The organism is Nonomuraea sp. NPDC003709, assembly GCF_040610775.1.
GTDB classification, from domain to species: domain Bacteria; phylum Actinomycetota; class Actinomycetes; order Streptosporangiales; family Streptosporangiaceae; genus Nonomuraea; species Nonomuraea angiospora_A.
Window position 1 is genome coordinate 233,314 of record NZ_JBEXMW010000015.1, and the last position, 24,946, is coordinate 258,259.

A 24,946-nucleotide genomic window follows, 5' to 3' on the forward strand; every position below is an offset into this window, starting at 1 on the left:
TCAGACCTCCTGTCGGCGGACCATGCGGGCGAAGAGCCGGCTGTCGTCCACCAGCTCCTCGAAGGGGCCGTCGGCGACGACCCTCCCCTGGTCGAGTACGTAGATCCGATCCGCCGACTTGATGGTGCTCAGCCGGTGCGCGATCACGATCCGGGTGATGTCCAACTCGGCGATCCTCCGGCTGACCAGCGCCTGGGTGTGGTTGTCCAGGGCGCTCGTCGCCTCGTCGAGGATGAGGACGCGCGGGCGTTTCACCAGCGCTCTGGCGATGAGCAGCCGCTGGAGCTGACCGCCCGAGAAGGACGCGTTGTCCTCTCCGACCACGGTGTGCAGGCCCATGGGCATCGCGGCGATGTCGCCGTCCAGGTCGGCCAGGCGGGCCGCCCACCAGGCGTCCTCCTCCGTCGCGCCGGGCACGTCGCCGATGATGTTCTCCAGGATCGAGCCCCTGAGCACTCTGGCCTGCTGCATCACCACGCCCACCTGGGCGCGCACGCGCCGCAGATCGAGGTCGCGCAGGTCGCCGCCGTCGTAGAGCACCTGGCCGGTGCGGGGCGGTTCGAAGCCCAGCAGCAGCCGTACCAGCGTGGACTTGCCCGCGCCGGACGGGCCCGCGACCGCGACGAACTCGCCCGGCTTGAACACCATCGACACGTCGTCGAGGATCCGCATCGCGGTGCCGGGGTAGGCGAAGGAGACGCCGCTGAGCCGTACCAGCCCGCTCAGCTCGCCCGGGTCCTTCGCGCCCGGCGACGTCTCGGGCGCCCGCTCCAGCACCGGGCGCAGCCGCTCGAACCGGGGCAGGAGGGCGAAGGCCGCTTCCACCGCCCTGTTCATCTGGCCGAGCGCGAGCACGAACTGGCCGAGCGCCACGGCGGCGATCACGAAGGACGCCGTCGGGACGCCCCAGGCCAGGCCGGTGGCGGCGAGGAGCAGCAGCAGCGCCGGCTGCGCCGAGGCGCCGATCGCCGTCGACACCGCCCGTTCGCGCTGGATCGCCTCGGCCGCGCGCTGCTGCGTCGCGAACAGCCGGGACCACAGCCCGAACACCTGGGCCTCCCGGCCCGCGACGTGGATCTTGTCGATCGCGCCGAGGCACGCGTACAGCAGGGAGTAGACCTTCCCGTACTGCTCGTGCATGACCAGCTCGTGCCGCTGCTGCCGGACCGCGCGCCCGGCGAGCACGGCGAGCAGCGCGACCACCCCGCCCAGCGCGACCAGGGCCAGCCGCCAGTCCACGGCGAGCAGCGCCAGCAGGCCGAACAGGGAGAACATGCCGCCGAGGAGGGAGTTGACCGCGGCCTCGCCGAGCGCCTTGCGCATGTCGGAGATGGCGTTGGCGCGCTGGACCAGCTCGCCGGTGCTGTACCGGTTGAAGAACGGCAGGTCGAGGGAGATGAGGTGGCTCCAGACGGCGGGTTCGAGCCGTTCCTGGAGACGTCCGTGGACGCGTACGAGCACCGAGTTGCGCACGGCGAGGAGCAGGGCGCTCGCGCACACCATGGCGGCGATGATCACCGCGGTCCAGATCGTCGCGGGCCGGTCGGCGGGGTTGGACGCGGAGGTCAGCAGGCTGAAGGTGAGCAGGGGGACGCCGAGCGCGAGCAGCCCGGCGCCGCCGCCGGCCGCGAGGAGCCAGGCCAGCTCCCTGCCCGCGCCGCGCAGGCCGAACCTGAGCAGCGCGACGGGGGTGGCGACGCCCTCGCCGAGCGGCGGGTAGATCTGCCAGGCGTCCGGGGCGAGGCCGGCGGCCACGGACTCGGTCACCCGGCACGGGTCCGCCGCCGGGTCCGCGGCGCGGTAGCCGCCCCGGTGCGGCAGGAGCGCCACCGGCCGCCCGCCCTCCCGGGTGAAGCCGATCATGGGGACGGTGGCCGTGCGCCACCATCGTCCGGAAAGGCGTACCCGCCGGTGCCTGACCCTGGCGGCGTCCAGTGCCGCGCCGAGCGGGTCGCGGGACGCCGAGCCGGCGTCGGGGCCCGGGCTACTCTCCCGCACGGCGAACCCGCAGTGGTCGCCTAGCGTCTTGACCACTTTCGCGGCGTGTTCGGCGGTCGTCCGGGGCCGGTCAGGGGAGGGCGGCGCGCCGGCGGCGACCCCGACATCGGCGAACGACCTCCGGAGCGTCTCGCTCGTGGCCGCCACCCTGGCCACGCGCCAGTTGTCCCGGTCGGCCTCCTCCGCCTCGGCCAGCAGCAGCACCTGCTCCAGCGCCCCGCGGTGCAGTGCGCGCAGCTCGCGCTCGCTCGGCGGGTCGAGCGCCGCCGTCCGGCCGCCGCCTGCGCCGGCCTGTACACCGGGCCCGTGGAGGCGGCGCGCCCAGGCCGACAGCGCGCCCGCGTCCCTGCGGACGCGGCGCACCGACGTCCCGTCGGCCGGGGAGGCCAGAACGGTGTAGCCCTGTGGCAGGTCGGTGGCGGCGAAGCCGTGCATGAGCTGCCCGCTCTCCACGCGGACGACGCGGCGGCGGGGGCCCTGGCCGTCCACGGGCGCCAGCAGGACGTCGATGGAGCCGCTGACCACGTGCCAGCAGGCATAGGGGTCGATCAGCTCGATCTCGCTGACGGGGTAGCCGTTCATGCCGCTTCCTCGACGAGTGTGCGGTAGGGGCCGGACTCGGCGATGAGCTCGGCGTGGGTTCCCCGCTGGACGACCTTGCCGCGGTCCAGCACGAGGATCAGATCGCTGTCGCGTACGGTGCTGAGCCGGTGCGCGATGACCACGCACGTGCAGCCCCTGGCTTTGAGGTTGGCGTCCACCAGGGCCTCGGTCTCCGCGTCCAGCGCGCTGGTGGCCTCGTCCAGCACCAGCACCGAGGGGGACAGCGCGAGCGCCCTGGCGATCTCCAGGCGCTGCCGCTCGCCGCCCGACAGGTTGCGGCCCCGCTCCTCGACCCAGCCGCCCGACAGCCCGCCCCTGCGGTGGACCACCTCGGCGATGCAAGCGTCGCCGAGCGCCCGGCGCAGCCGGTACGCGGGAACCGTCGGGTCCCACAGCGTGAGGTTGTCGGCCACCGTGCCCTCGAACACCTGCAGGTTCTGCTCCACGTAGCCGATCGAGGTGGACAGCGTCTCCCTGGGCATCTCGTCCCTCGGCACGCCGTCGAACCTGATCTGCCCGGACCACGGCACGGCCGCTCCGGTGAGCAGGCGGGCGACCGTGGACTTGCCGCTGCCGGTGCGGCCGACGATGGCGATGCGCTGGCCGGGCTCCGCGCGCCACGACAGCCCCTCGATCACCGGCCCGCGCTGGCGGTCGTAACCGAAGGTGACCCCGTCGAACTCCACCGTGCCGCGCAGGCCCCCCGCCCCCTCGGGGGCGCCGGGGGGCTCGGCGTGGCGGGGGTCGGGCTCGGCATGCAGCGCGTCGTCGAGCATGCCGGTCTGCGCGACCGCGACCTGTGCCTCGGCGCCGACCCCGACCAGCGAGGACATGGGTACGAGGAAGGCGCCGACGAGGAGCTGGGCCGCGATGACGGTCTCCATCGTGACCTCACCGCGGGCCATCAGCACCGCTCCGGTGATCACCATGGTGGCCCCGGCGAGCGAGCCGAGCGCGGCGGGCACCACCATCAGCGCCTGCGTGACCCGCATCAGTTCCTGGACGGCCGACATGGTCCGCGCCGACAGCCCCGCCCACTTGGCGAAGAACCATCCCTCGGCGCCGTCGGCCTTCAGCGACTCGGCCATCGAGACGCCGTTGAACGCCATGCTGTCCCTGCGGTGCTCGTCGAAGATGAGCCGCTGCTGGTGCGGGGCGGTGCGGCGGCTGACCGCGCGCATCGCCACCAGATTGACGGCCGCGAGCAGCACGGCGACGGCGGCGAAGGCCGGGTGGAAGGCGAACAGGATCGACGAGTGCACCACCATGGTGAGCACGGCCGCTATGACGGCGGCGACCCGGTCCGACAGCAGCAGGGCCAGGCCCGCGCCGAAGGACGTCCTGGTCACCAGGCCACCGGTCTGCCGCCGGTGGAAGTGGTCGCCCGGCAGCCTGAGCAGCCGCCACACGTACCGGCCGGACAGGTCGGCCGCCATCGCCAGCTGCACGGCGCCGAGCAGCCGCTGCTGCGCCCACATGCCGGCCAGGGTGAAGCCGACGCAGCCGAGCAGCCCGAGGAACACGGGCGCGGACCAGGCCGCGCCGCCGGCGACCAGCACCTTGCCCAGCAGGAGCCGGGTCAGCAGCGCGGTGACCGCCGCGGGCAGGGCCAGCATGAAGGCCATGACGGCGATGGCGAGCAGCGTGGACAGGTACGGCCGCACCTTCGCCAGCACCGAGCGGGCCATGGGGAACCGCGGCCCTCCCGGCGTGAAGCCCTCGCCCGGACGCGGTACCAGCACGATCCCGCTGAATCGCCGCCGGAACTCCTCCCTGCTCAGCCGGATCCTGCCCACGGCGGGGTCGTTGAGGTAGGCCCACCGCTTGCGCATGCCCTCCAGCACCACGTAGTGCCGCTGGTCGACGAAGATCATCGAGGGGACGGGGAAGCTCTCCAGCGCGTCGGCCTCCACCCGCCAGCCACCGATGGTAAAGCCGTACTCCTCGGCCGCCGCCTTGAGCCCGGCGCCCGTTAGGCCGTCCCTGCCCACTCCGCACCGTTCTCTGATCTCGCGTACGGGGACGCGCAGTCCGTGGTGGGCGAAGATCGTGCTCAGGCAGGCGGGCCCGCAGTCGGCGTCCTCCATCTGCGGCCGGCGCTCGGTGCGGACCGGCCGCGGCCTGGTCGCGTGCTCAGCCACGACGTCCTCCGGCGAACAGGGCGTCCACGGGGCGGACGACGGCGACGGTGATCTCCCCCGACACCGGGGTGAGCGTGGCGCCCGGCCAGGCCTGCCGGTCGAGGTCGACGGTCACCAGGTGCCGCCCGTCCGCCCGCAGGGCCTCGCCGAACAGCGGGCGCAGCAGCTCGCCCGAGGCGGGGTACGGTTCGACCGCGCTCACCCGGCCCCGCGCGCCCGTGCCGCCGAACGTGACGGTCTGGCCCGGGGCGAGCGCGCCGATCCTGTCCCGGCCGACCATGAGCAGCGCCCGCAGGGGGCCGGCGGCCGGGTCGACCGCCGCGACGGTGCCACCCGCGGCCAGGACCGCGCCGGGGGCCGCCGTCCGCAGCACCCGTCCCCTCGCGGTGCCCGTCACGACGTGCCTGCGTCCCCGCTCGTCGGCCAGCACGGCCAACGGCGTCGCCGGGGTCACCTCCTGGCCCACACGGACCAGGACCTCGGCCACGCTGCCGGGCACGGGGGCGGCCACCGGCACGGGACCGGCGCCCGCCACCAGCACGCCGGTGCCGGCGACCACGTCACGAACCTGCCCCAGCCAGGCCCAGCTCGCCGCGCAGCCCGCGACCAGGATGAGCGCGGCCGCGGCGAGCCAGGCCTTGGCCCGCACCGTGGAAACGAGCTCGTCGATCCGCTCGCCTCCTGGCGCCTCCGTCGCGGTCATGGTCATCGCGTGTCACTCTCCCGGGGTCGGCGTGTACAGGCAGAAGCAGAGGCTGAGCAGGCACGGGGGCGGCGGCGGCATCTCCGCGGACCCGTCGAGGATCTCGATGACGAGCTCGGCGCCGGGCTCCGGCGGCAGCGTCGGGGCGCCTGCCCCGTCGGCCGGCCGGAGGTTGTACTCGGCCAGGACCGAGAGGGGATCGCGCTCGTACCGGAGTCTGAAGTCGGCGTCGAGCCACGACCTTGCGGTCAGCTCGCCGAACGCCCTGCGCTGAGTCGTGTCCCAGCCGATCGTGTCCACAGTCATCACAAGTCCTCCCGCCGCGGGTGTGTGAGATGCTGGTCTGGCGAGGTGGTGGGCATCTGGACTGCCCACCACCACGCCTTGCGAGGTCGTCAGGCGCTCTGTCCGCCGGAGAAGCATCCGGTCGGGCAGCTCACCGTGCCGATCGTGCCGAGGGCGCCGCCCGCGGACGATTCGAGGCTCTCCAGGTCGATGGCCTGGCCGGGTTGATCAGGCAGGTCGGGCGGGGCCAGCTCACGCGGCCAGTCGACGCCCGCTTCGGCGAGGGCGGCGCGCGGGTCTCGTTCGAACTCCCGCCTGAGCGACTCGTCGGACCAGGCGCGTGCGACGAATCTGGCGATCTGCCTGCGCAGTTCCGGGGACAGGGTGGGGTCTTCTGGCATGAGGTCACCTCGTTGATGAGGCCCCGGGGTTCCGGGTGGGTCGGGGGCGGCCGCCTACGAGGTCCAGATTCGTCATCAGCGGCAAAAGCCGCCAGAAACAACTAACACCGACATATCGTGATGTTCATCATTTCTGGTAATCAGGATTTCCCGATGGGAGCCGCTGCTCCCGATGCGCGAAACCGCGCATCTCTCTCTGGGCCTCGCGGGCCATGTCGAGCATGCGGCCCAGCTCTTTCTTGACGTTCTCCGCGTCGCCCTCCACGCCGGCGACGGCCCTGCGGCCCTGCTCGGCGATGGCGTCGATCCGGCTGCCGAGGATGCCCTCCAGCTCGCCCATCGCCCGCGCGCGCTGCGCCGCCACCTCGACCATGGCCAGCTCGGCCCTGGTCGCGTAGAGGACCCGCGCCGTTTCCGCGAAATGCGTCAGACCCGCCAGGGGGATGGCCGCCACGGAGAGGGACAGGGTCCAGGACAGCCCTCCCACGAGATCGTCGCCGAGCACCATCGACTTGGCCGTCTCGGCGACGGCCACCAGCAGGGCCGCCGGCAGGGGGTACGGCCTGGGCAGGAGCCCCAGCGCCATCGCAGCGAGGAAGACGCCCGACGCGGCCCACCACTCGCCCAGGAACGGAAGCGGCAGGTAGACCAGGAGCGCCATGACCCCCACCGCCCACCGGTGCCACGGCCCGCGCGGGCCGGTGCAGCCGGCCGCGATGTAGAGGGCGAGGACCGCGATCGCCAGGAGGATGCCTGGGATGCGCCAGGGATGTGGATTCTCGATGTAGTAACCGAACGTGGGAAAGATCAGGTAAACGGCGAACGCCACGATCGCCGCGCGGCCGAGCCGCACCTCCAGTGGCGCGCGAGCCGCCACCCTCGAACCGGAAACCCCTGTCTGGGTCACAAGCGGATCATGACAACCGATCTGGGCGGAGGCAACGCATCACTGGTTACTTTTCTCGCATATCGGATTTTTCGTGGCCGCGCGGCCGGGGATGGGGTGGTGGTGGCACCCGGCGGCGGCGGGCCGCCGGGTGCCACGGCAAGGGCGTGGGAGCGCGCCGCGGGCCGGACCGCGCCCCCCGCGGCACTGTCAGGTCTCCGCCACGCCCGCGCAGCCGAAGGTGGAGGCGGAGGCGACGCAGCCGGTGAAGCAGCTGATCGTGCTGGCGGAGCCGAAGCAGCCGTCGGCCGGAGCCTCGGTGCCGGCCGCGACCTCGAGCTCCTCGATGCTGAACTGACCGGCGGGCTTCGGGGGCAGCGGCGGCGTGGCCAAACCCTCCGGGTACGCGATGCCGTACTCGGCCAGCATCAGGCGAGGCTCGCGGCCGTAACGGGTCTTCACGTCGTCCTCCGACCACGCGGCGGCGATCAGCCTGGCGAACTTCTTGCGGTCCTCGTCACCGAGAATGTAGAGGCTTTCGGCCATCGGGCCCACTCTCCTTCCGCCTCGGCTCGCAGCCGAGATCCGATGGGAGTGGCAGCGGGCATCTGGACTGCTCGCTGCCCCTTGTTGCAGGTCAAGCCTCGCCCGCCGGGCCCCTTCGCCGGTAGAAACAACTAACACGAACCCCTGTGACAACTGTCATGTGACACTTCCCTCAGGTGACGCCGGCGGGCGCGGGAAGACCCGAGAAGCGAACGCGCCATCGAGTGTCAGCGGGACGTGTCCGATACGGACGCACGTGGTTGCTGCGCCTGCGGTAGAGCGGTGAAGCGGCGGGTCGAGGTGGCGACGAGGAGTCCGAGCGCGGCGTAGGCCGCGCCGAGCAGGCTGGCGGCCGGCCATCCTGCGGCGCTGTAGGCCCAGGTGGTGGTGATCGCACCGAGCGCGGAGCCGAGGGAGTAGAAGGCCATGTAGGCGCCGATGACGCTGCTGCTCCGGTCGGGGCGGGCGTTGGTGAGCAGGTGCTGGCTGCTGACGTGAACGGCTTGCACGGCGAAGTCCAGGACGATGACGCCGACGATCAACGGCCACAGCGACGACCCCGCTTGGGCGATCAGCAGCCACGAGGCCGTGAGCAGGGCCAGCGACCAGCCGGTGACCGAGGGCGCCAACCCCCGGTCGGCCCATCGGCCGGCCCGGGCCGCGCCCAGCGCCCCGGTGAGACCGGCGAGTCCGAACAGTCCGATCTCGGTAGTGCCCAAGTGCCACGGCGCGGCGCCGAGCGGGAGCGCCAGCCCGCTCCACAGCGTGCCGAAGGAGGCGAACAGGAAGAACGCGACCAGTCCCCGGCTGAGGAAGAGCCGGTCGCCGGCGACCAGACGACCCAGCGATGACAGCAGCTGCCCGTACCGGGCTCGGGGGCGGCGGATGTCGGCCTCGAGGGTGAATCGGGCGGCGAGCGCGAGCATCCCGCAGAGTCCGGCGATCACGAGGTAGACCATGCGCCAGTCGGCCAGCTCGCCCAGCGTGCCCGCGACCACCCGTACTCCGAGGATCCCGATGACCACGCCCGAGGTGACCGCTCCGATGTTGCGGCCGCGCTCGCCGGCCGGTGAGACCGCGGCGACGTAGGCCACCGTGATCTGGACGACCACGGCGAACAGTCCGGCCAGGGCAAGGCCCGCGATCGCGACGACACCACCGGGTGCGGCGGCGGCCACCCCCGCACCTACTGCCGTGAGCAGCATGTGCACCGTGATGAGTCTGCGGCGGTCGAACAGGTCACCGAGCGGGACCAGCAGCACCAGCCCCGCGAGATAGCCGATCTGGCCGGCGGCGACCAGCCACCCCAACGCTCCTTCCCCCAGCCCGAGGTCCTGGCCCGCGGCCTCGATGACCGGCTGGATGCCGTAGATGGTCGACACCGCCACCGCGCACACCAGCGCGAGCACGGCCCGCTGCCTCCCGGTCAATCCTGACGACATATCACCCTCCAGTAAGTTGCAAAATGCAACTCATCTGAAGCTAGGGCATACTGGTTTCATATTGCAACTCATCTTGGAGGGGGACGGTGGACGTCGCACTCGCCGCAGGAAGCGCTTGGACCGACCCGGCCTGCCCGGTCGCACGGACCGTCGACCTGATAGGCGACCGGTGGAGCCTGCTGATCATCCGCGACGCGATGGACGGGGCGACGACCTTCACCGAGTTCCTTCAACGGCTGGGGATCGCCCGCAACATCCTCACCGACCGGCTCCGCAAACTGGTCGAGCACGGCATCCTTGACAAGAGCGCCGCGGCCGACGGCAGACGCCACACGTACCGGCTCACCGAAGCCGGACTGGACCTCTTCACGGCCGTCGTCGCCCTCCGCCAATGGGGCGAGCGCCACGCCTTCGCCCCGGACGAGTCGCACTCCGTTCTCGTCGACGACCAAGGGCGGGAGCTTCCCGAGCTCCACCCGCTCAGCCGAGACGGCGCGCCGCTCTCCGCCGAGGCGTCGCACGTTCGGAAAACTGCCTGAGCCCTAGGGCACCCCGCAACCCAGCACCCCTCCTCCGAGAGGCAGCCATGCAGTCACCGACCTACCTGCACGACCTTCTGGTCTCGACCATCTTCACCGAAGGGCTCGATGGCGAGATGGACCTGTGGGCGCTGGGATTCAGCGCCATGTGGATCAAGGGCGCGGACCTCGACGCACTCGCCCTGGACTGGTGTCTGGACCTCGCCACCCGTACACCGTGCCACCTGAGCGAGATCCTCGATCACAACATCGACGACGGATCCACCTGGGTTGCCGAGGCCAACGGCTGGATCGGCATCGTGCCGGCGCATGCCGACGGCGAGTGCCTGCGTTCCATCACCGAAGGTGGCCGGCAGGCTCTCGGCCTCCGCATGGACATCAACGGCAACGCATATTTCGATCACGCCCGTGACGGGCACATACTCGTCTCATTCGACCCGACCTGGCCAGAGAAGCGGTACGGCGACGACCCGCACGCGCTCGATCACCTGATGGACGGACTGCGCTTCCAGATCAGCGATGACGGCGTCCTCGACGATCGTGTGGAGGAAATGGAGAGCATCAGCTCCGCCTTGGCGCTGATCGGACGTGTCACGGAAACCGACATCGCCACCGACTGGTTCCTGGCGCAGCACTCATGCATGAGGCCCACCTCCTGACGTGCTCGCCGCCGGTTCCCGCACCATGAAGACGTCGACCGGGTCCTCGGTCTCCACCGTGAACCCGTGGCGTTCGTACAGCCGTTGCGCGGCGCTCCCATGCAGGACGTTCAGCCGGACGGTCAGGCCCTCGGCGTCGGATCGCTCCAGCAGTTCGCGCAGCACGGCCGAGCCGAGGCCGCGGCCCTGGAGTTCCTGGGCGAGGTAGAAGTGCTCGAACCACCACGCGTCCTCGCCCGGGCGGAATGTCACGCACCCCGCGAAGTCGCCGTCCGTCTCGATGACCGACGTGTGGTCCGGGGAGAAGGCGTCCCGGAACCGCTGCCGGACCCGGTGCTCGTCGAAGCGGCCCAGCCGCTGCAGGTCCGGGCGCATGACCGACGCGCGCAGGTCCGCGATCGCCTCGACGTCTGTCGGCTCCGCGCGGCGCAGCGTCCACGTCATCGGGTGGTCCGACCCGATCCCGTGCGTCGCGAACCCCGGCCGCCCCCCGTCTGTTGTCATGCGCGGCAGTATCCCAGAGGGCCGTCCGCGGGCTGGTGGCCGGGGGTGGCCGGTCGGGCCCACGCCGGGGGTGGCCGGTCGGGCCCGCAGGCCGGGCGACCGAGGGTGGTCGGGCCCCCAGGCGCCGGTGACCGGGGTGGGGCGTAGGCCGGTGACCGGGGTGGGTGAGAAATGGGTGGCAGGCGGCGGGTCGTGGGCGGTTGACTTGGCCGATCTTCGTCGGAGGGAGTTCCATGATCGTGGTCACCGGGGCGTCCGGGGTGCTCGGTCGTCTGGTCATCGACCGGTTGTCCGTTCGGCCCGATGTGGTGGCCGTCGTGCGCGATCCCGTACGGGCCCCGCAGGGTGTCCGGGTACGGCGGGGCGACTACGACGAGCCGGACAGCCTGCGCGAGGCGTTCGAAGGGGCCACGCGGCTCCTGCTCATCTCGTCGCCGGAACTCGACCCGGCGCGCAGGATCAAGCAGCACCTGGACGCGGTCGCGGCGGCGGCCGACGCCGGGGTCGGCGCCATCGCCTACACGAGCCTGCTGGGAGCGGGCACCGTCGCCACCGGCGCCACCGAGGCCCATCACGCCACCGAACGGGCCATCCTCGACAGCGGCCTGCCGTACACGCTGCTGCGCCACCCCTACTACGGCGACGCCTTCGTGCCGCAGGTCTCCGCCGGCGAGCTCGCCGGCAGCACCGGCGGGCGCGGGCTGAACACCGCTTTCAGGTCCGATCTGGCCGAGGCCGCCGTTCGGGTGCTGACCGGGGACGGGCATCTGGGGCGGGCGTACGACTTCACCGGGCCGTTGTGGACCTACCGGGAGGCGGCCGAGGTGCTGGGGGTGCCCTACCGGGAGGTGCCCGATGCCGGGCCGGGGCCGATGAGCTGGCTCAATGCGCAGGTACGGGCGGGGGCGCTGGAGTTCCAGAGCCCGGACCTGGCTCACGTGCTGGGCAGGCCCGCAGAGTCGATGCTCGATCGGCTGCACGAGTAGCACGCCTGGCTCCTCGGGCCTCAAGTTTCGCCCAAGTCCCGCACAACCCTCTCCCGCCAGACTCCCGGGATCAGTCCGATCTTGAGGAGATTGAGGAGATCGAGGTGCGTAGAGCATGGACGGCGCTGGCCGCCGCCCTGGCGCTGACGGGCGGCCTGGCCGCCGCGCCGGCGCAGGCTTCGGCCGCATCGGTGAAAGTGGGCGGAGTGACGGCCTCACCTGCCCGATATGCGGGCTCGTGTCCGGCCACCACGGCGTTCGCGGCCAAGGTCGCGGTGCGCGGCGCGAACAGGGTCACCTACCGCTGGCTGCGCGGCGACGGCACCAAGGGGCCTATCCGCACGGCCCAGGTCAAGGGCGGGGCGGTGGTCGTACGGGATCGGCAGATGTTCGCGGCGAGCACGTCGGGGTGGCAGGCGCTGCAGGTGCTCAGCCCCCGAAAGGCGACCTCGGCCAAGGCCCGCTTCACGGTGTCGTGTGCCCCCCTGCAACTGCAGGACGTTTCCGAAGACAGAACGCGCATCGGGGTCACGCTGGCCACGCCCGCGCCGTACCGAGGAGCGTGCCGGGTGCCCGGCCGCACGGTGACGTTCGACGGGCGAATCACGGTGTCGAGGACGCCGGAGGCGGTGGCGTACCGGTGGGTGGACGGCGACGGCGGCGCCGAGCCGGTCGAGCGGCTGTGGCTCACCGCGCGGAGCACGGCGGTCAGCTCCCGCCGGACGTTCCTGACCGGCCATTCCGGCCACCGCCGGCTGGAGATCCTGGACGTCAAGGGCCGCGTGACGGACTCCGCCCAGGTCCCCTACCACGTGACCTGCACCGACCCGCCCGAGCCCGGCCCGGTTGCCGCCGCCGCCAACCCGCGGGTGACGCCCGCGCGGTACGAAGGGCCGTGCGGACGGCCGGTGGAGTTCGTGTTCCGCGTCGACCTCGCGGTCACCAAGCCAGCCAAGGTCACCTACCAGTGGGTACGCGGCGACGGCACGACCATCCCCGGCGAGGTCATGCTCGGAGGAGACCTGACCACGGTGCTGGAGACCACCTGGAAGGTGATGGACCCGTCGAAGGTGAGCGGCGGCTCGGCGTACTTGCGCGTCCTCACCCCGAACGCGACCACCACGCAGCCTGCCGCCTTCACGATCACCTGCCGGGACGGCGACGCGGTCACGATCACCGGAACCCAGGTCATCGAAAGCCGGAACCCGCAGCCCTGTCCGGGAACGTCCAAACAGTTCACGATCCTCTCGCAGGTCACCCCGACGCCCTCCGCGTCGCTGCCGCTCACGATCAGCTACCGGTGGCGCTGGGCCGACGGCAGCTACACCGCTCCGTTCACCCACACCTTCACCCAGGCCGCCACGCTGCGTCCGCAACGGGTCTGGGACGAGTGGATCAGCAAGACCGGCAAGATCTGGCTGGAGGTGACCGCGAACGACAGGGTCACGCGCGGCGAGGCGATCGGCTACGAGGCGGACTGCGGTGGCAAGCCGCCCGCGGATTCATACCCGCACGTGGTCTCGGTCACCGAAGCCTCCGTCACCCCGGCGACCTACCGGGGCGAGTGCCCGGTCACGCTGAAGGCCCGGGCCCAGGTGACGGTGTCGGCGCCGATGGAGCAGATGGTGTACGCGCAGTGGTACTTCGACGAGACCTTGGCCGCCTGGCTCGACGACGCGGCCTTCCCGCCGGGTGATCCGCTGACCAAGGTCATCGAGCGCGAGTTCACAGTGGACGAGTCCACGGGCAAGACCGTCACCGGATACATGGAGACCAGGCTGCCCAACGTCGTCGCCTCCGGCCCGATGACGTACTCGGTCACCTGCACATAGAAAAACCCTAATTCCCTACCAGTTCAATTGACTTTAGAGGTGGGGCGATCTACGTTTGATGACGTGACGACGACGGCTCTGACCATCAGGGGTCACGTGGACTTCTGCCGCGTGGCCAGCGCGCTCTGTCCTTCCTTCCGAACGCAGGCAATCCCTCTAACGGAAGGAAAAATCCCATGTCATCCCTGTCCATCATCCCCGTCGCCGGCCGGATAGGCGCGGAGATCTCCGGCGTACGGCTCGGCGGCGATCTGCCTGCCGACGTCGTCGCGGAGATCCGCCTGGCGCTGCTCGGCCACAAGGTGGTCTTCTTCCGCGGACAAGACCATCTCGACGAGCAGAGCCAGGTGGCCTTCGCCCGGCTACTCGGCGAACCGACCGCCGCGCACCCGACCGTCCCCTCGCTCGACGGGAACGACCACGTCCTCGACCTCGACTACCGCGACGGCCAGAAGGTGGATCGCTGGCACACGGACGTGACGTTCGTGGACCGGCCGCCGCTGGCGTCGGTGCTGCGGGCCGTCGCCGTTCCGGCGGCCGGCGGCGACACGCTGTGGACCAACACCGTGGCCGCGTACGACCACCTGCCCGCCGAGCTGCGGGACCTGCTCGACCGGCTGCGGGCCGTGCACACCAACCAGCACGACTACGTCCGCATCGCCACCTCCGACGATCCCGAACGGGCTCGGGAACGCGCCGAGGTGTTCGCCTCCACGGTGTTCGAGACCGAGCACCCGGTGGTGCGGGTGCACCCGGAGACCGGCGAACGCTCGATCCTGCTCGGGGACTTCGCCAAGCGGCTGGTGGGGCTGTCGGCGCACACGTCCGCCTCGCTCATCCGGCTGATCCAGGAGCACGTCACCGAGGTCGAGAACACCGTGCGCTGGCGCTGGGCACCCGGCGACGTCGCCATCTGGGACAACCGGGCGACGCAGCACCGGGTGGTGCACGACTTCGGCGACCGTCCGAGGCGGCTGCACCGGGTCACGATCGCCGGTGACGTGCCGGTGGGCGTGGACGGCCGGCCCAGTGTCGTGCTGAAGGGCGACGCGGCCGCCTACTCGCCGATCGCCGCCTGACCCCTGCTCCTTGTGTATGGCCCTGGCCCCGATGACGTGGCCAGGGCCATACGCGTGTCCGGGCCCTGGGGAAACGGAACGGCCGCCCGGCGATGTGCCGGGCGGCCGTTCAGTCGTTTCTCTAGGGGTGGGCGATGAAGCGGCCGAAGCGACCCTGGTGGTAGATGAGGGGACGGCCCGGGCTGTGCACCCTGGCCTCGGCGACCAGGCCGACCACCAGGGTGTGGTCGCCGACGTCCACGGTCTCGTGCGGGAGGCAGATGAGGTGGGCGGAGACGTCCTGGAGCAGGGGCGCGCCCAGGGGGCCCGGACGCCAGCGGGTGGGCTCGGCGAACCGGTCGATGTCCTTGCGCGCGAACCTGGCGGCCAGCTCGGCCTGGTCGCTGGCCAGGACGTTGACCGCGAAGTGGTCCGCGTCGCGCAGCCAGGGCCAGGTGGTGGAGGACTGGTCGACGTAGAACGAGACCAGGGGTGGGTCGAGGCTGACGGAGGAGAAGGATGTCGCCGTCAGCCCGACGGGGATGCCGTCGTTCTGGGCGGTGATGATGACGACCCCGGCGGCGTGTACGGCGAGCGCCCGGCGGAACCCGTCGGCGTCGACCGCACTCCTCTCCGGCTCCTCCGGGGCCGGGCGCGTCGCAGGCACCGTCGGCGCCTCGGACGCGTGCCCATTGCGGGAGCCAGGCACAGGGCGGGAGTCGGACACAGGGCGGGAGTCGGGCACCGGGCGGGGGTCTGAGGTGCGGCGGGCGTCCCGGGCCTGGCGGGCCTCTCTGGCTCGGCGGGCCTCCCGGGCGGCCACCGTCTCCGTCACGAAAGCGCCCCTTCCTTGAGCACAGCGGTCACCTGCGGCGCCACACGATCGGCCCACCCCGCCACCACCTCTCCCAGCTCCGGAATCTGCGACTCCAGCACCGCCAGTCCCGGTGTCGGCACGAAGGCGCCCAGTTCCACCAGCAGCGGGCGCAGATGCACCTCCACCGCCAGCGAATGCTTGGGATCCCCCATGACCAGGAGCGGTAGCGCCGCCGTGCCCGCCAGCGCGTCCGGTGGCAGGCGGTCGAGGAACGACTTCAGCAGCCCCGTGTAGGTGCCCTTGTAGGTGGGGCTCGCCACGACGACGACGCTCGCGCCGGTCACCAGGTCCAGGGCCGCGTGCACCTCGGGGTGTGCGACGGGCGAGAGCAGGTGGGGCGCGAGGCCCGACAGGTCCACGACCTCGTACGCCTCCGAGGCGGCTCCCAGGCGGTCGCCGACGGCCTGGGCTGCGGTGGTGGCCACCGAGAGGGTGCGGGAGCCTGGCCGGGGGTTGCCCACGAGGGTCACGATGCTCATCGCGCCACCGCCACTTCGCGCCGAGCAGCCCGCCCGGCGGCGGCGTAGCGGGACGGAGGTCTGGGCAGGCCGTAGTTCTCGCGGAGCGTGCGCCCCTCGTACTCGTACCGGAACAGGCCCCTGATCTGCAGCTCCGGCACCACGTGGTCGACGAAGTCGCTCAGGCCGCCGGGCAGGATCGGCGGCATGACGTTGAACCCGTCGGCCGCGCCGGCCAGGAACCATTCCTGGAGCTGGTCGGCGATCTGCTCCGGCGTTCCCGCGACCACGCGGTGGCCCCGGCCGCCCGCCAGGCGGTTGAGGAGCTGCCTGACCGTGAGGTTCTCGCGCCTGGCCAGCTCCACGACGAGCTTGCGGCGGCTCTGCGCGCCCTCCGTCTCCACGGGCACGTCGGGCAGGGGCCCGTCCAGCGCGTCCTCGGTGAGGTCGATGCCGGTCATGTGGGAGAGCTGCGCCAGCCCGTACGCGGGGATGATCAGGTCCTCCAGTTCCTTCTCCAGCCGCGGCGCCTCGCGCTCGGTCGAGCCGATGATCGGCGAGATGCCCGGCAGGATGAGCACGTCCTCGTGCCGCCGCCCGTAGGCGGCCAGCCGCCGCTTCAGGTCGGCGTAGAACTCCTGCCCTTCCCGCAGGGTCTGCTGGGCGGTGAAGACGGCCTCGGCGTAGCGGGCGGCGAAGTCCTTGCCGTCCTCCGAGGACCCGGCCTGGACCAGGAGCGGGTGGCCCTGGGGTGAGCGGGAGGTGTTCAGGGGGCCGCTGACCGAGAAGTGCTCCCCCGCGTGCTCGATCGGGTGGATCTTGCCGGTGTCGGCGTAGTCGCCGGCGACGCGGTCGCCCAGGATCGCGTCGTCCTCCCAGCTGTCCCACAGCTTCCGCGTGACCTCCAGGAACTCGCCGGCCCTGGCGTAGCGGTCGGCGTGCGAGGGACGGACGATGCCGAAGTTGCGGGCCTCGGCCTCGCCGGCGGAGGTGACGATGTTCCAGCCGGCCCGGCCGCCGCTGATGTGGTCGAGCGAGGCGAACTTGCGGGCCACGTGGAAGGGCTCGTTGTACGTCGTCGACACGGTGGCGATGAGGCCGATGTGATCGGTGACGGCGGCCAGGGCCGACAGCAGGGTCAGGGGTTCGAGGCCGCCGAGCGCGTTGTGCCGGACGTTACCGTGCAGGGCCACGCCGTCGGCGAGGAAGACGGAGTCGAGCTTGCCGCGTTCGGCGATCCTGGCGAGCTCCTGGTAGTGGCGGACGTCGGTGAGGCGGGCGGGTTCGGTTCGGGGGTGTCTCCAGGCCGCCTCGTGGTGGCCGACGCCCATGAGGAAGGCGTTCAGGTGGAGCTTTCTCGTCAAGTGGTCCTCCAGGTGGAGAAGCGGCGCTCGACGCCGACCAGGAGCAGGTTGAACAGCAGGCCGAGTACGGAGATCGTGATGATTCCCGCGTACATGTCGGGGATGCGGAAGCTGGACTGGGTGTCGAGGATGAGATACCCGAGTCCGGCCTTGGCGCCCACCATCTCGGCGAAGAGCAGGACGAGGATCGAGTACGCGCCCGCCAGCCGCACCCCGGTGAAGATGGTGGGCACGGCGGCGGGCAGGATCACCTTCTGGAACAGCCGGACCGGGCCGAGGCCCATCGACCTGGCCGACTTGATGAGCAGCGGCTCGACGGTCTTCACGCCGCTGATCGTGTTGAGCAGGATCGGCCACGAGCACGCGTACAGCACGAAGGTGACCTTCGTCGTCTCCCCGATGCCCAGGATCAGCGTGAACACCGGCAGCAGCGCCACCGCCGAGGTGTTGCGGAACAGCTCCAGCAGCGGGGTGAGGAAGTCGGCGACCGGCTTGTACCAGCCGATCAGCAGGCCGAGCGGGATCGCCAGCACGATGGCCAGGCCGAAGCCGGACAGCGAGCGGGCGAGGGAAGCCTCGAGGTGCTCGGGGAGCTGGCCGCCGACGAGGAGGTCGTACCAGGCGACGAGGTTCTCCGAGAGCGGCGGGACGAAGACGGGGTCGACGACGCCGAGCCTGGGCAGCACCTCCCAGGCGGCGAGGAGGAGCAGGATGGCGGTGGAGTTCGTGACCGCCCGCCTGAGCCACCGCCCGCCGGGAAGCCGCCGGCGCGACGGCTCCGTCAAGGCCGAAGCCGAGGTCGGAGCCGGAGTCGGAGTCGAGGCCAGGGTCGGGTGCGGGGTCGGAGCCGGGGCGGCCTCGTCGTACTGGTGGACTTCACCGGGGAGCAGTTTCTGGTCAGCCACGACTGGTCGCCACCTTCCGCTCCTGCACCTGCGCCGCCGCGACCTCTTCCCGCAGCAGCCCCCACACCCGGTGCCGGTATTCCCCGAACGCCGGATCCGCCCGCAGATCTCCCTCGCGCGAGGCGAAGCGCACGTCGATGACCTCCTTGATCCGCCCCGGCCGGGAGGTCATGACGGCGACCCGCTGCCCGAGGTAGACGGCCTCGTCGATGCCGTGCGTGATGAACACGACGGTCTTGCCGGTCTGCTCCCACACGTGCACGAGCTCCTCCTGGAGGGACTCGCGGGTCTGCGCGTCCAGGGCGGCGAACGGCTCGTCCATCAGCAGCACGTCGGGGTCGAACGCGAGGCTGCGCGCGATGGCCACCCGCTGGCGCATGCCGCCGGACAGCTCGTGCGGATAGCGCTCCTCGAACCCGGCCAGCCCCACGAGCGCGAGGTGCTCGCGGGCCCGCCGCGCCCGTTCCTTCCTGGGCACGCCCTTGGCCTCCAGCCCGAACTCGACGTTGGACTGCGCCGTGCGCCAGGGGAACAGCGCGTACTGCTGGAAGACGATGCCCCGGTCGAGCCCGGGCCCGGTCACCCGCGCGCCGTCGATGAGGATCTCCCCGGACGTCGGCGCGGTCAGCCCGGCGATGAGGTCGAGCAGGGTGGACTTGCCGCAGCCGCTGGGGCCGACGAGCGTGAGGAACTCGCCCTCGCGCACGTCGAGGTCGATGCCGGACAGCGCGGTGAACGGCTGGTCGGCGTCCCTGACCTGGAACGTCTTGACCACGTTCCGGATGCTGATCTTGGTCATGACCCGCTCCCGCCGGCATAGGGGTTGAACTGGTTGGTGTAGAGGTCGGAGACCTTGACCTGGCCGGACTTGATCTCGCCCTCGCGTTCCAGCCAGCCGGTCCAGGTCTTGAACTCCTGGTCGGCGATGACACCGCCCTTGGCGGCGATGCCGGTGCTCTTCCAGAACCGCACGGCGTCGGCGCTCTCGTTGCGGCCGCGCTTGGCGATGATCTGCTGGAACTTGGCGACGACCTCCTCGCGCGAGTGGGTCTGCGCCCACTCGATGGCCTTCGCGAATCCGGTCACGAACGTCTTGACGGTGTGGGGGTTGGCGGCGATGAAGTCCTCGCGGAGCACGACGGACCCGGCGGTGAACGGGCCGAACAGGTCCACGTCCTTGAACAGGGGGCGCAGGCCGCCGCGCTCCAGCGCCTTGTCCCTGAGCACGCCGCCGAGGGTGCCGACGTCGAGCTGCCCCTGGCGCAGGGCCTGCTCGGTGTTGACCGGCGGGATCACCACGAGCTGGACCTGCTTGACCTCCTCGGGCGTCAGCCCTTCGCGCTTGAGGTACTCCTTGATGACGGCCTCGTGGTGGGCGCCGAGGGTGTTGACGCCGATCTTCTTGCCGATCAGGTCCCGGGCGGACCTGATCGGGCTGTCCTCTTTGACGTAGTAGCCGTTGTAGGTGGCCTGGTCGGAGCCGTAGTAGCCGATCACGGCCTTGATCGGCGCCTTGGCGGCCTTGAGCTTGACGATGGCGCCGTTGAAGGCGCCGCCGAAGTCGGTCTGCCCGGTCGCGGCCGACTGGATGTCCTGGGGGCCGGAGGTGGTGTTGCCGACCCACTTGAGCTTGACGTCGCCGAGATAGCCGAGCTCCTCGGCCAGCTCGGGGAAGGTGACGTTGCCGGCGCTGCCCTGGTAGCGCAGCACCTTCACCTCTTGTTGGGGGTTCGCCTGGGCCGTGCCGCAGGCCGCCAGGACGGCGGACATCAAGGCGGCCAGGAGGGCATGTCTGGTCTTGATCACGTTGTTTCCTCTGAAGGGGAGAGAGGGGGTTCAGCGGTACGTGATCAGCGACACTGCGCGCTGGCGACGTGGCCGAAGTCCACGTGCGGGCGCCGGGTCAGGTAAAGGCCCATGCCTACGAAACTACGTTCCCCGGCCCCTAAAGTCAACTTTTCCTACTGGACATACATGAATTACCGCCAGGCGTCCGCGAGCAGCTCAAACGAGCGGACGCGGTCGGCGTGGCCGTGCGTAATGGTGGTGATCAGCAGCTCGTCGGCCCCGGTGACCCGCTGGAGCACCCGCAGCCCGTCCGCCACCGCCTCCGGGTCGCCGACGAACTGGGTGTCGAGGCGGTCGGCCACCAGCTTCCTGTCCTCCTCGCTCCACACGTGGGCGTCGGCCTCCTCCGGCGTGGGGTACGGCATCGCGCCCTGCCCGGTGCGGATGCTGCGTACCCACAGGCCGTAGGGCTTGGCCAGCTCCCGCGCCGTGGCCGCGTCCCGCGCCACGACGACGTCGGCGGACACGATCACGTACGGCTCCTCCAGGACGTCGGACGGCTTGAACGCCTCCCGGTACGCCTCCACCGCCTCCAGCACACTGGCCGGGCTGACGTGGTAGTTGGCCGCGAACGGCAGGCCCCGCTCCCCCGCCACCTGCGCGCTCTGGCCGCCGCTGCTGCCCAGGATCCACACCTCGACGTCCGCGCCCTCGCCCGGGATCGCATGCGCGCTCCGCCCGTCTGCGGAGGTGTAGGTGCCGGCCAGGAACGCCTGGACGTCGTCGAGCTGGTCGGCGAAGTCCGGCGTCTCGGCGCCGGGCTGCTGAAGGAGGGAGGCCTGGACGGCGAGGTGCGGCGCCGCCCTGATCAGCGCGGAGAAGTCGAACGGGGGCGGGATGAGCAGCCCGTCCACCACCCTCGCCTCGGAAGGAGGAGGCTCAGGGGGACGTTCCGAGGGGCGGGCGAGCTCGGCGCGGCGCTGGCCGGAACGGCCGAGACCCAGGTCGATGCGCCCCGGATGGGCCGCGTCCAGGAGGCCGAACTGCTCCACCACCGCCAGCGGCGTCTGGTGGCCGAGCTGCACCGCCCCCGAGCCGACCCGGATCCGGCCGGTCGCCGCGGCGACCAGCCCGATGAGCACGGCGGGCGCCGAGCCGGCCACGCCGGGCGCGAAGTGGTGCTCGGCCAGCCAGTACCGGCGGTAGCCGAAGGACTCGGCCTGCCGCGCCAGGTCGACGGTGTTGCGGATCGCGTCCCGGGCGGTCCCGCCGGAGGGGATCGGCGCCAGGTCGAGGATGGACAGGGGGACCGTCATGAGGAACCTCCCGGGAACGGCCTGCTGGGTATCTCCTTGCGCAGCACGGGAGCGATGTCCGACTGGAACAGCTCCAGCGCCGAGCGGTGCTGCGCGTCCGTCAGCCCGTCGGCGTCCGCGTGCAGGTGCATCACCTCGTGCCCGAACCGGTCGTGGTAGCGGTGCACCTTGTCGATGATCTGCTGCGGGCTCCCGACCAGGATGGAGCTGCGCTCGATGGCGTCCTCCAGCGAGTGGAAGACGAGCGGGGCGCCGTACCGCTTGAAGGTCTCCTGGCGGGCCTCGAAGATCGGCCGGTACGTCTCGATGGCCTCCTGCGAGGTCTTCGCGGCGTAGTAGCCCGCGGTGCCCGCTCCGACCAGGGCTTCGGCCGGGTCGTGCCCGTAGTGCGCCCACCGCTCCCGGTAGTGTTCGATCAGCTCGGCGTAGGGCTCGATGGGGTTGGTGACGTTCGCGGAGAAGAGCGGGTCGCCGAAGCGCGCGGCCAGGTCCACCGACTCCTTGCTGGTGGCGCTGCCGTGCCAGACGCGCACCGGCCGCTGGAGCGGGCGCGGCCAGGTCTCGGCCTCGGTCAGCGACGGCCTGAACCGCCCCTCCCAGGTGACCTTGTCCTCCCGCCACAGCCTGCGGAACAGCTCGTACGACTCGCGGTTGCGCTCCCACTGGTCCTCGGCGGTGACGTGGAAGAGCTGGGCCTGGGCGGCGCCGTTCCCCTTGCCGATGATCAGTTCGAGCCGCCCGCCGGACAGGTGGTCGAGGGTGGCGTAGTCCTCGTACGCCCGGACCGGGTCCAGCAGGCTGAGCGTGGTGACCGCGGTGAACAGCCGGATGTGGGAGGTCCGGGCGGCGATGTGGCTGAGCACCACGGGCGGGGAGGAGGAGATGAACGGCCGCTCGTGCCGCTCCCCCACCCCGAACCCGTCGAACCCGAGCTCCTCGGCCAGGACCGCGTTGGAGACGACCTCGCGGAATCGCTCGTTGGTGGACGTGCGGCCGTCATGAACGATCAAGGTGATGGCCAGAAATTTCACGCAATATCTGCTTTCTGGGAGGCGTAACGGTTGGTCGCGCGCGGCAGGCCGAGGTGCCCGCGCAGCGTGGCGGCCTCGTACCGGCTCCTGAAGGCGCCGCGCCGCCGCAGCTCGGGGACCAGCTCGCGGGTGATCGCCGCCAGGTCGTGCGACACGGCGCCGGGCCGCAGCCGGTACCCCTCGATCCCGGCCTCCTGCCAGTCCAGCAGCAGGTCGGCCAGCTCGGCGGCGGTGCCGGCGAAGGTGTACGCGTCCGATTCGGGCGGCGCGGCGAGCCCGTCGAGCCGGGCCCTGCGCTCGGCCGCGTCGTCGCCGACGTGGACGAGCAGGTCGGCCAGGATCTTGAGCGGGTGCCCGTCCCTGGGACGGCTCCTGACCTGCTCGACGATGTCCCGCGCTTGGTCACGGCTGTGCGGGGTGACGAAGACGACGTCGGCGGCGCGGGCCGGCAGCTCGTACGGCACCGGCGACCCACCGTGGTCGAGCACGGTCACGACCGGCTGCCCCTGCGGCGGCCTGGGCGTGATCGACGGCCCCTTGACGGAGAACCGGGATCCGGCGAAGTCGATGTAGTGGAGCTTGTCCCGGTCGACGAACCGGCCGGTGGCCACGTCGCGGATCTCGGCGTCGTCCTCCCAGCTGTCCCACAGCCGCCTGGCCACCTCCACGGCGTCGGCCGCCTCCTCGAAGAGGTCCGCGATGAGCTCCCGGGCCCCCTCGTCGGGCTCCCACCGGCCCGCCGTGTCCCGTTTGGGGATGAGCGCCGGGATCTCCCTGCGGCCGAAGTGGGCCGCCTCCCCGGCGCGGGCCGAGACCTGGACCCGCCACCCCGCGCGCCCCAGGCTGACGTGGTCCAGGCTCGCGATGCCGACGGCCACGTGGAACGGCTCCGTGTGCGTCGTCGTGGCCGTGGGCACCAGCCCGATGCGCGTGGTCAGCGGCGCGAGCGCCGCCGCGAGCAGCACCGCGTCGAACCGGCCGCGCACCTGGTCGGTGCGGTCGTCGGGCCCGTCGAGGCCCGAGGACTGCAGGCCCAGAGCGTCCTCGATGGTGACGAAGTCGAGCAGCCCGCGCTCGGCCTCGGCGACCAGCCCGGCCCAGTGGCGGGCGGTGAACAGCTCCCGCGCGTCGACGGCGGGGTCCCGCCAGGCGGCGGGATGCCAGCCGGCGCCGTCGAGCGCGACGGCCAGGTGCAGGGGCGCCCGCGTCATGCCGTGCCTCCCAGCCCGAGGTGGTCGCGGAGCGTGGCCCCCTCGTAGTCGGTACGGAACACGCCGCGTTCCTGCAGCAGCGGCACCACCTCGGCCACGAAGTCGTCCAGCCCGCCCGGCGTGAGGTGCGGGACCAGGATGAACCCGTCGGCGGCGTCCGTGCGCACGAACTCCTCGATCTGCGCGGCCACGGTCGCGGGCGAGCCCACGAACGACTGCCGCCCGGTCATATGGATCACCAGTTCGCGGATGCTCAGCTCCTTCTCCTCGGCAACGGCCCGCCATCGCGCCGCCACGGCGACCCGGTCGGCCACCTGCACCCGGCCCTGGGAGACGCCCTGCTCGACGGCGGGCTCCACGTCGGGCAGCGGCCCTTCGGGGTCGTAGGCGGACATGTCCCGGCCCCAGATCTGCTCCAGGAAGGCGATCGCGGTCTGCGGCCCCACCTGCTGGCGGCGGATCTCGGCGGCGCGCTCGGCCGCCTCGGCGTCGGTGTCGCCGAGCGCGAACGTCGCCGCCGGCATGATCTTGAGCTGGTGCGGCTGCCGCCCGTACGTGGCCAGCCGGCGTTTGACGTCGGCGTAGAAGGCCCGGCCCTCCTCCAGCGTGCCGTGGCGGCTGAAGATGACGTCGGCGTTGGCCGCGGCGAACTCCCTGCCCTCGTCGGAGTCCCCCGCCTGGATGACCACGGGGTGGCCCTGCGGGCCGCGCGGGATGTTGAAGCGCCCCTCGACGGTGAAGTGGCGGCCCCGGTGGCTGACCGCCGAGACGGACCCGGGCCGCAGGAACCGCCCGCTCTCCTGGTCGGCGAGCACGGCGTCGGGCCGCCAGGAGTCCCACAGCTCGCGCGACAGCCGGACGAACTCCTCGGCCCGCGTGTAGCGCTCGGAACGATCCAGGTAGCCGCCACGGCGGAAGTTCTCGCCGGTGAAGGCATCGGAGGTGGTGACCACGTTCCAGGCGGCCCGGCCCGCGCTGAGGTGGTCGAGCGTGGCCAGCCGCCTGGCCAGCTCGTACGGCTCGTTGAAGGTCGCGTTGACGGTGGCGGCCAGCCCGAGGCGTTCCGTGACGGCGGCCAGCGCGGCCAGCACGGTGAGCGACTCGGGGCGGCCGACCACGTCCAGGTCGTGGATGCGGCCCTTCAGCTCGCGCAGCCGCAGGCCCTCGGCCAGGAAGAAGAAGTCGAACTTGCCCCGCTCCGCGGTGCGGGCCAGGTCGGCGAACGACTCGAAGTCGATCTGGCTGCGGGAGCGGGGGTCGGTCCAGACGGTGGTGTTGTTGACGCCGGGGAAGTGCGCGGCCAGGTGGACCTGCTTCATGCGACCTGCTCGCGGCGGCAGGGGACGTCACATTCGGTCATGATGTGCTCCTTGGCTCAATACCCAGTTAAACAGTAGGAAAACTGGGTATTGC

The 24,946-nt window shown here is 71.5% G+C and carries 24 protein-coding genes; 5 read left to right on the forward strand and 19 right to left on the reverse strand.

The features are described from left to right. The 8 genes from ABZX61_RS38500 to ABZX61_RS38535 form a co-directional block, all read right to left on the reverse strand. Nucleotides 1-2,580: an ATP-binding cassette domain-containing protein gene (locus ABZX61_RS38500; RefSeq protein WP_355201283.1), complete on the reverse strand. Its 2,580-nt coding sequence runs from the start codon at nt 2,578-2,580 to the stop codon at nt 1-3. Then, nucleotides 2,577-4,742, reverse strand: coding sequence for a cysteine peptidase family C39 domain-containing protein (locus tag ABZX61_RS38505; RefSeq protein WP_355201285.1), 2,166 nt, complete (start codon nt 4,740-4,742; stop codon nt 2,577-2,579). Before ABZX61_RS38505 ends, ABZX61_RS38500 begins: the two co-directional genes overlap by 4 nt. Then, nucleotides 4,735-5,451 carry a hypothetical protein gene (locus ABZX61_RS38510; RefSeq protein WP_350736928.1) on the reverse strand — a complete coding sequence of 239 codons (717 nt, stop codon included), beginning with the start codon at nt 5,449-5,451 and terminating at the stop codon, nt 4,735-4,737. The genes ABZX61_RS38505 and ABZX61_RS38510 overlap by 8 nt, the downstream gene beginning before the upstream one ends. A 6-nt stretch (nt 5,452-5,457) precedes the next feature. Beyond that, nucleotides 5,458-5,751, reverse strand: coding sequence for a hypothetical protein (locus ABZX61_RS38515; RefSeq protein ID WP_350736926.1), 294 nt, complete (start codon nt 5,749-5,751; stop codon nt 5,458-5,460). Between the two features lie 89 nt (nt 5,752-5,840). Further along, nucleotides 5,841-6,131: a hypothetical protein gene (locus ABZX61_RS38520; protein WP_350736923.1), complete on the reverse strand. Its 291-nt coding sequence runs from the start codon at nt 6,129-6,131 to the stop codon at nt 5,841-5,843. Nucleotides 6,132-6,258: 127 nt separating this feature from the next. Beyond that, nucleotides 6,259-7,038 carry a hypothetical protein gene (locus ABZX61_RS38525; protein ID WP_355201288.1) on the reverse strand — a complete coding sequence of 260 codons (780 nt, stop codon included), beginning with the start codon at nt 7,036-7,038 and terminating at the stop codon, nt 6,259-6,261. Between the two features lie 189 nt (nt 7,039-7,227). Further along, nucleotides 7,228-7,563 (reverse strand): thiocillin family RiPP, encoded by a 336-nt coding sequence (locus tag ABZX61_RS38530; protein ID WP_355201290.1) that lies wholly within the window; start codon nt 7,561-7,563, stop codon nt 7,228-7,230. A gap of 227 nt (nt 7,564-7,790) precedes the next feature. Continuing rightward, nucleotides 7,791-9,005, reverse strand: a complete 1,215-nt coding sequence (locus tag ABZX61_RS38535; protein WP_355201292.1) for an MFS transporter — start codon at nt 9,003-9,005, stop codon at nt 7,791-7,793. 86 nt (nt 9,006-9,091) lie between these two features. Here ABZX61_RS38535 and ABZX61_RS38540 point away from each other — a divergent pair, with 86 nt between their 5' ends. Together ABZX61_RS38540 and ABZX61_RS38545 are read left to right on the forward strand one after the other, a co-directional pair. Further along, a complete protein-coding gene (locus ABZX61_RS38540; RefSeq protein WP_355201294.1) occupies nt 9,092-9,544 on the forward strand; it encodes a helix-turn-helix domain-containing protein in 453 nt (150 codons plus the stop codon). Nucleotides 9,545-9,591: 47 nt separating this feature from the next. Next, entirely contained in the window at nt 9,592-10,203 is a 612-nt protein-coding gene (locus ABZX61_RS38545) for a DUF6461 domain-containing protein (RefSeq protein WP_355201296.1), read from the forward strand. On the opposite strand, the gene ABZX61_RS38550 is transcribed toward ABZX61_RS38545, so the two are convergent. Then, nucleotides 10,180-10,707, reverse strand: a complete 528-nt coding sequence (locus tag ABZX61_RS38550) for a GNAT family N-acetyltransferase (RefSeq protein ID WP_355201298.1) — start codon at nt 10,705-10,707, stop codon at nt 10,180-10,182. The genes ABZX61_RS38545 and ABZX61_RS38550 overlap by 24 nt on opposite strands. Before the next feature lie 233 nt (nt 10,708-10,940). Here ABZX61_RS38550 and ABZX61_RS38555 point away from each other — a divergent pair, with 233 nt between their 5' ends. The 3 genes from ABZX61_RS38555 (at nt 10,941) to ABZX61_RS38565 (ending at nt 14,604) form a co-directional block, all read left to right on the forward strand. After that, complete coding sequence (locus tag ABZX61_RS38555; protein ID WP_355201299.1) at nt 10,941-11,693, forward strand: NAD(P)H-binding protein; 753 nt, start codon at nt 10,941-10,943, stop codon at nt 11,691-11,693. Nucleotides 11,694-11,797: 104 nt separating this feature from the next. Beyond that, on the forward strand, nt 11,798-13,525 hold the full coding sequence (locus ABZX61_RS38560; RefSeq protein ID WP_355201301.1) for a hypothetical protein: 1,728 nt from the start codon (nt 11,798-11,800) through the stop codon (nt 13,523-13,525). Between the two features lie 176 nt (nt 13,526-13,701). Then, nucleotides 13,702-14,604 (forward strand): TauD/TfdA family dioxygenase, encoded by a 903-nt coding sequence (locus ABZX61_RS38565; RefSeq protein ID WP_355201302.1) that lies wholly within the window; start codon nt 13,702-13,704, stop codon nt 14,602-14,604. A gap of 121 nt (nt 14,605-14,725) precedes the next feature. Here the strand turns inward: ABZX61_RS38565 and ABZX61_RS38570 are convergent, their stop codons facing one another. The 10 genes from ABZX61_RS38570 to ABZX61_RS38615 form a co-directional block, all read right to left on the reverse strand. Further along, complete coding sequence (locus ABZX61_RS38570) at nt 14,726-15,250, reverse strand: flavin reductase family protein (RefSeq protein ID WP_350736894.1); 525 nt, start codon at nt 15,248-15,250, stop codon at nt 14,726-14,728. 164 nt (nt 15,251-15,414) lie between these two features. Further along, the gene (locus ABZX61_RS38575; RefSeq protein WP_355201304.1) at nt 15,415-15,939 is read right to left on the reverse strand and encodes an NADPH-dependent FMN reductase; all 525 of its coding nucleotides are present in this window, start codon (nt 15,937-15,939) and stop codon (nt 15,415-15,417) included. Further along, nucleotides 15,936-17,282, reverse strand: a complete 1,347-nt coding sequence (locus tag ABZX61_RS38580) for an LLM class flavin-dependent oxidoreductase (RefSeq protein WP_355201306.1) — start codon at nt 17,280-17,282, stop codon at nt 15,936-15,938. The genes ABZX61_RS38575 and ABZX61_RS38580 overlap by 4 nt, the downstream gene beginning before the upstream one ends. Next, nucleotides 17,279-18,187 (reverse strand): ABC transporter permease, encoded by a 909-nt coding sequence (locus tag ABZX61_RS38585; RefSeq protein WP_355201308.1) that lies wholly within the window; start codon nt 18,185-18,187, stop codon nt 17,279-17,281. Before ABZX61_RS38585 ends, ABZX61_RS38580 begins: the two co-directional genes overlap by 4 nt. Beyond that, a complete protein-coding gene (locus tag ABZX61_RS38590; protein WP_355201310.1) occupies nt 18,180-18,986 on the reverse strand; it encodes an ABC transporter ATP-binding protein in 807 nt (268 codons plus the stop codon). The genes ABZX61_RS38585 and ABZX61_RS38590 overlap by 8 nt, the downstream gene beginning before the upstream one ends. Next, nucleotides 18,983-19,993: an ABC transporter substrate-binding protein gene (locus ABZX61_RS38595; RefSeq protein ID WP_355201312.1), complete on the reverse strand. Its 1,011-nt coding sequence runs from the start codon at nt 19,991-19,993 to the stop codon at nt 18,983-18,985. The genes ABZX61_RS38590 and ABZX61_RS38595 overlap by 4 nt, the downstream gene beginning before the upstream one ends. 173 nt (nt 19,994-20,166) lie before the next feature. After that, nucleotides 20,167-21,291, reverse strand: a complete 1,125-nt coding sequence (locus ABZX61_RS38600) for an LLM class flavin-dependent oxidoreductase (protein WP_355201313.1) — start codon at nt 21,289-21,291, stop codon at nt 20,167-20,169. Beyond that, complete coding sequence (locus ABZX61_RS38605) at nt 21,288-22,313, reverse strand: LLM class flavin-dependent oxidoreductase (RefSeq protein WP_350736999.1); 1,026 nt, start codon at nt 22,311-22,313, stop codon at nt 21,288-21,290. Before ABZX61_RS38605 ends, ABZX61_RS38600 begins: the two co-directional genes overlap by 4 nt. A gap of 5 nt (nt 22,314-22,318) precedes the next feature. Further along, on the reverse strand, nt 22,319-23,533 hold the full coding sequence (locus ABZX61_RS38610) for an LLM class flavin-dependent oxidoreductase (protein ID WP_355201314.1): 1,215 nt from the start codon (nt 23,531-23,533) through the stop codon (nt 22,319-22,321). Then, complete coding sequence (locus ABZX61_RS38615; RefSeq protein ID WP_355201315.1) at nt 23,530-24,852, reverse strand: NtaA/DmoA family FMN-dependent monooxygenase; 1,323 nt, start codon at nt 24,850-24,852, stop codon at nt 23,530-23,532. The genes ABZX61_RS38610 and ABZX61_RS38615 overlap by 4 nt, the downstream gene beginning before the upstream one ends. Between the last annotated feature and the right edge of the window lie 94 nt (nt 24,853-24,946).

What these genes read in the sequence shown, in the direction of transcription:
- ABZX61_RS38575 (WP_355201304.1), bottom strand. Translation starts at nt 15,939, where the DNA reads ATGAGCATCGTGACCCTCGTGGGCAACCCCCGGCCAGGCTCCCGCACC.
- ABZX61_RS38535 (WP_355201292.1), bottom strand. Translation starts at nt 9,005, where the DNA reads ATGTCGTCAGGATTGACCGGGAGGCAGCGGGCCGTGCTCGCGCTGGTG.
- ABZX61_RS38520 (WP_350736923.1), bottom strand. Translation starts at nt 6,131, where the DNA reads ATGCCAGAAGACCCCACCCTGTCCCCGGAACTGCGCAGGCAGATCGCC.
- ABZX61_RS38545 (WP_355201296.1), top strand. Translation starts at nt 9,592, where the DNA reads ATGCAGTCACCGACCTACCTGCACGACCTTCTGGTCTCGACCATCTTC.
- ABZX61_RS38555 (WP_355201299.1), top strand. Translation starts at nt 10,941, where the DNA reads ATGATCGTGGTCACCGGGGCGTCCGGGGTGCTCGGTCGTCTGGTCATC.
- ABZX61_RS38600 (WP_355201313.1), bottom strand. Translation starts at nt 21,291, where the DNA reads ATGACGGTCCCCCTGTCCATCCTCGACCTGGCGCCGATCCCCTCCGGC.
- ABZX61_RS38530 (WP_355201290.1), bottom strand. Translation starts at nt 7,563, where the DNA reads ATGGCCGAAAGCCTCTACATTCTCGGTGACGAGGACCGCAAGAAGTTC.
- ABZX61_RS38510 (WP_350736928.1), bottom strand. Translation starts at nt 5,451, where the DNA reads ATGACCATGACCGCGACGGAGGCGCCAGGAGGCGAGCGGATCGACGAG.
- ABZX61_RS38590 (WP_355201310.1), bottom strand. Translation starts at nt 18,986, where the DNA reads ATGACCAAGATCAGCATCCGGAACGTGGTCAAGACGTTCCAGGTCAGG.
- ABZX61_RS38515 (WP_350736926.1), bottom strand. Translation starts at nt 5,751, where the DNA reads ATGACTGTGGACACGATCGGCTGGGACACGACTCAGCGCAGGGCGTTC.
- ABZX61_RS38500 (WP_355201283.1), bottom strand. Translation starts at nt 2,580, where the DNA reads ATGAACGGCTACCCCGTCAGCGAGATCGAGCTGATCGACCCCTATGCC.
- ABZX61_RS38565 (WP_355201302.1), top strand. Translation starts at nt 13,702, where the DNA reads ATGTCATCCCTGTCCATCATCCCCGTCGCCGGCCGGATAGGCGCGGAG.
- ABZX61_RS38550 (WP_355201298.1), bottom strand. Translation starts at nt 10,707, where the DNA reads ATGACAACAGACGGGGGGCGGCCGGGGTTCGCGACGCACGGGATCGGG.
- ABZX61_RS38610 (WP_355201314.1), bottom strand. Translation starts at nt 23,533, where the DNA reads ATGACGCGGGCGCCCCTGCACCTGGCCGTCGCGCTCGACGGCGCCGGC.
- ABZX61_RS38615 (WP_355201315.1), bottom strand. Translation starts at nt 24,852, where the DNA reads ATGAAGCAGGTCCACCTGGCCGCGCACTTCCCCGGCGTCAACAACACC.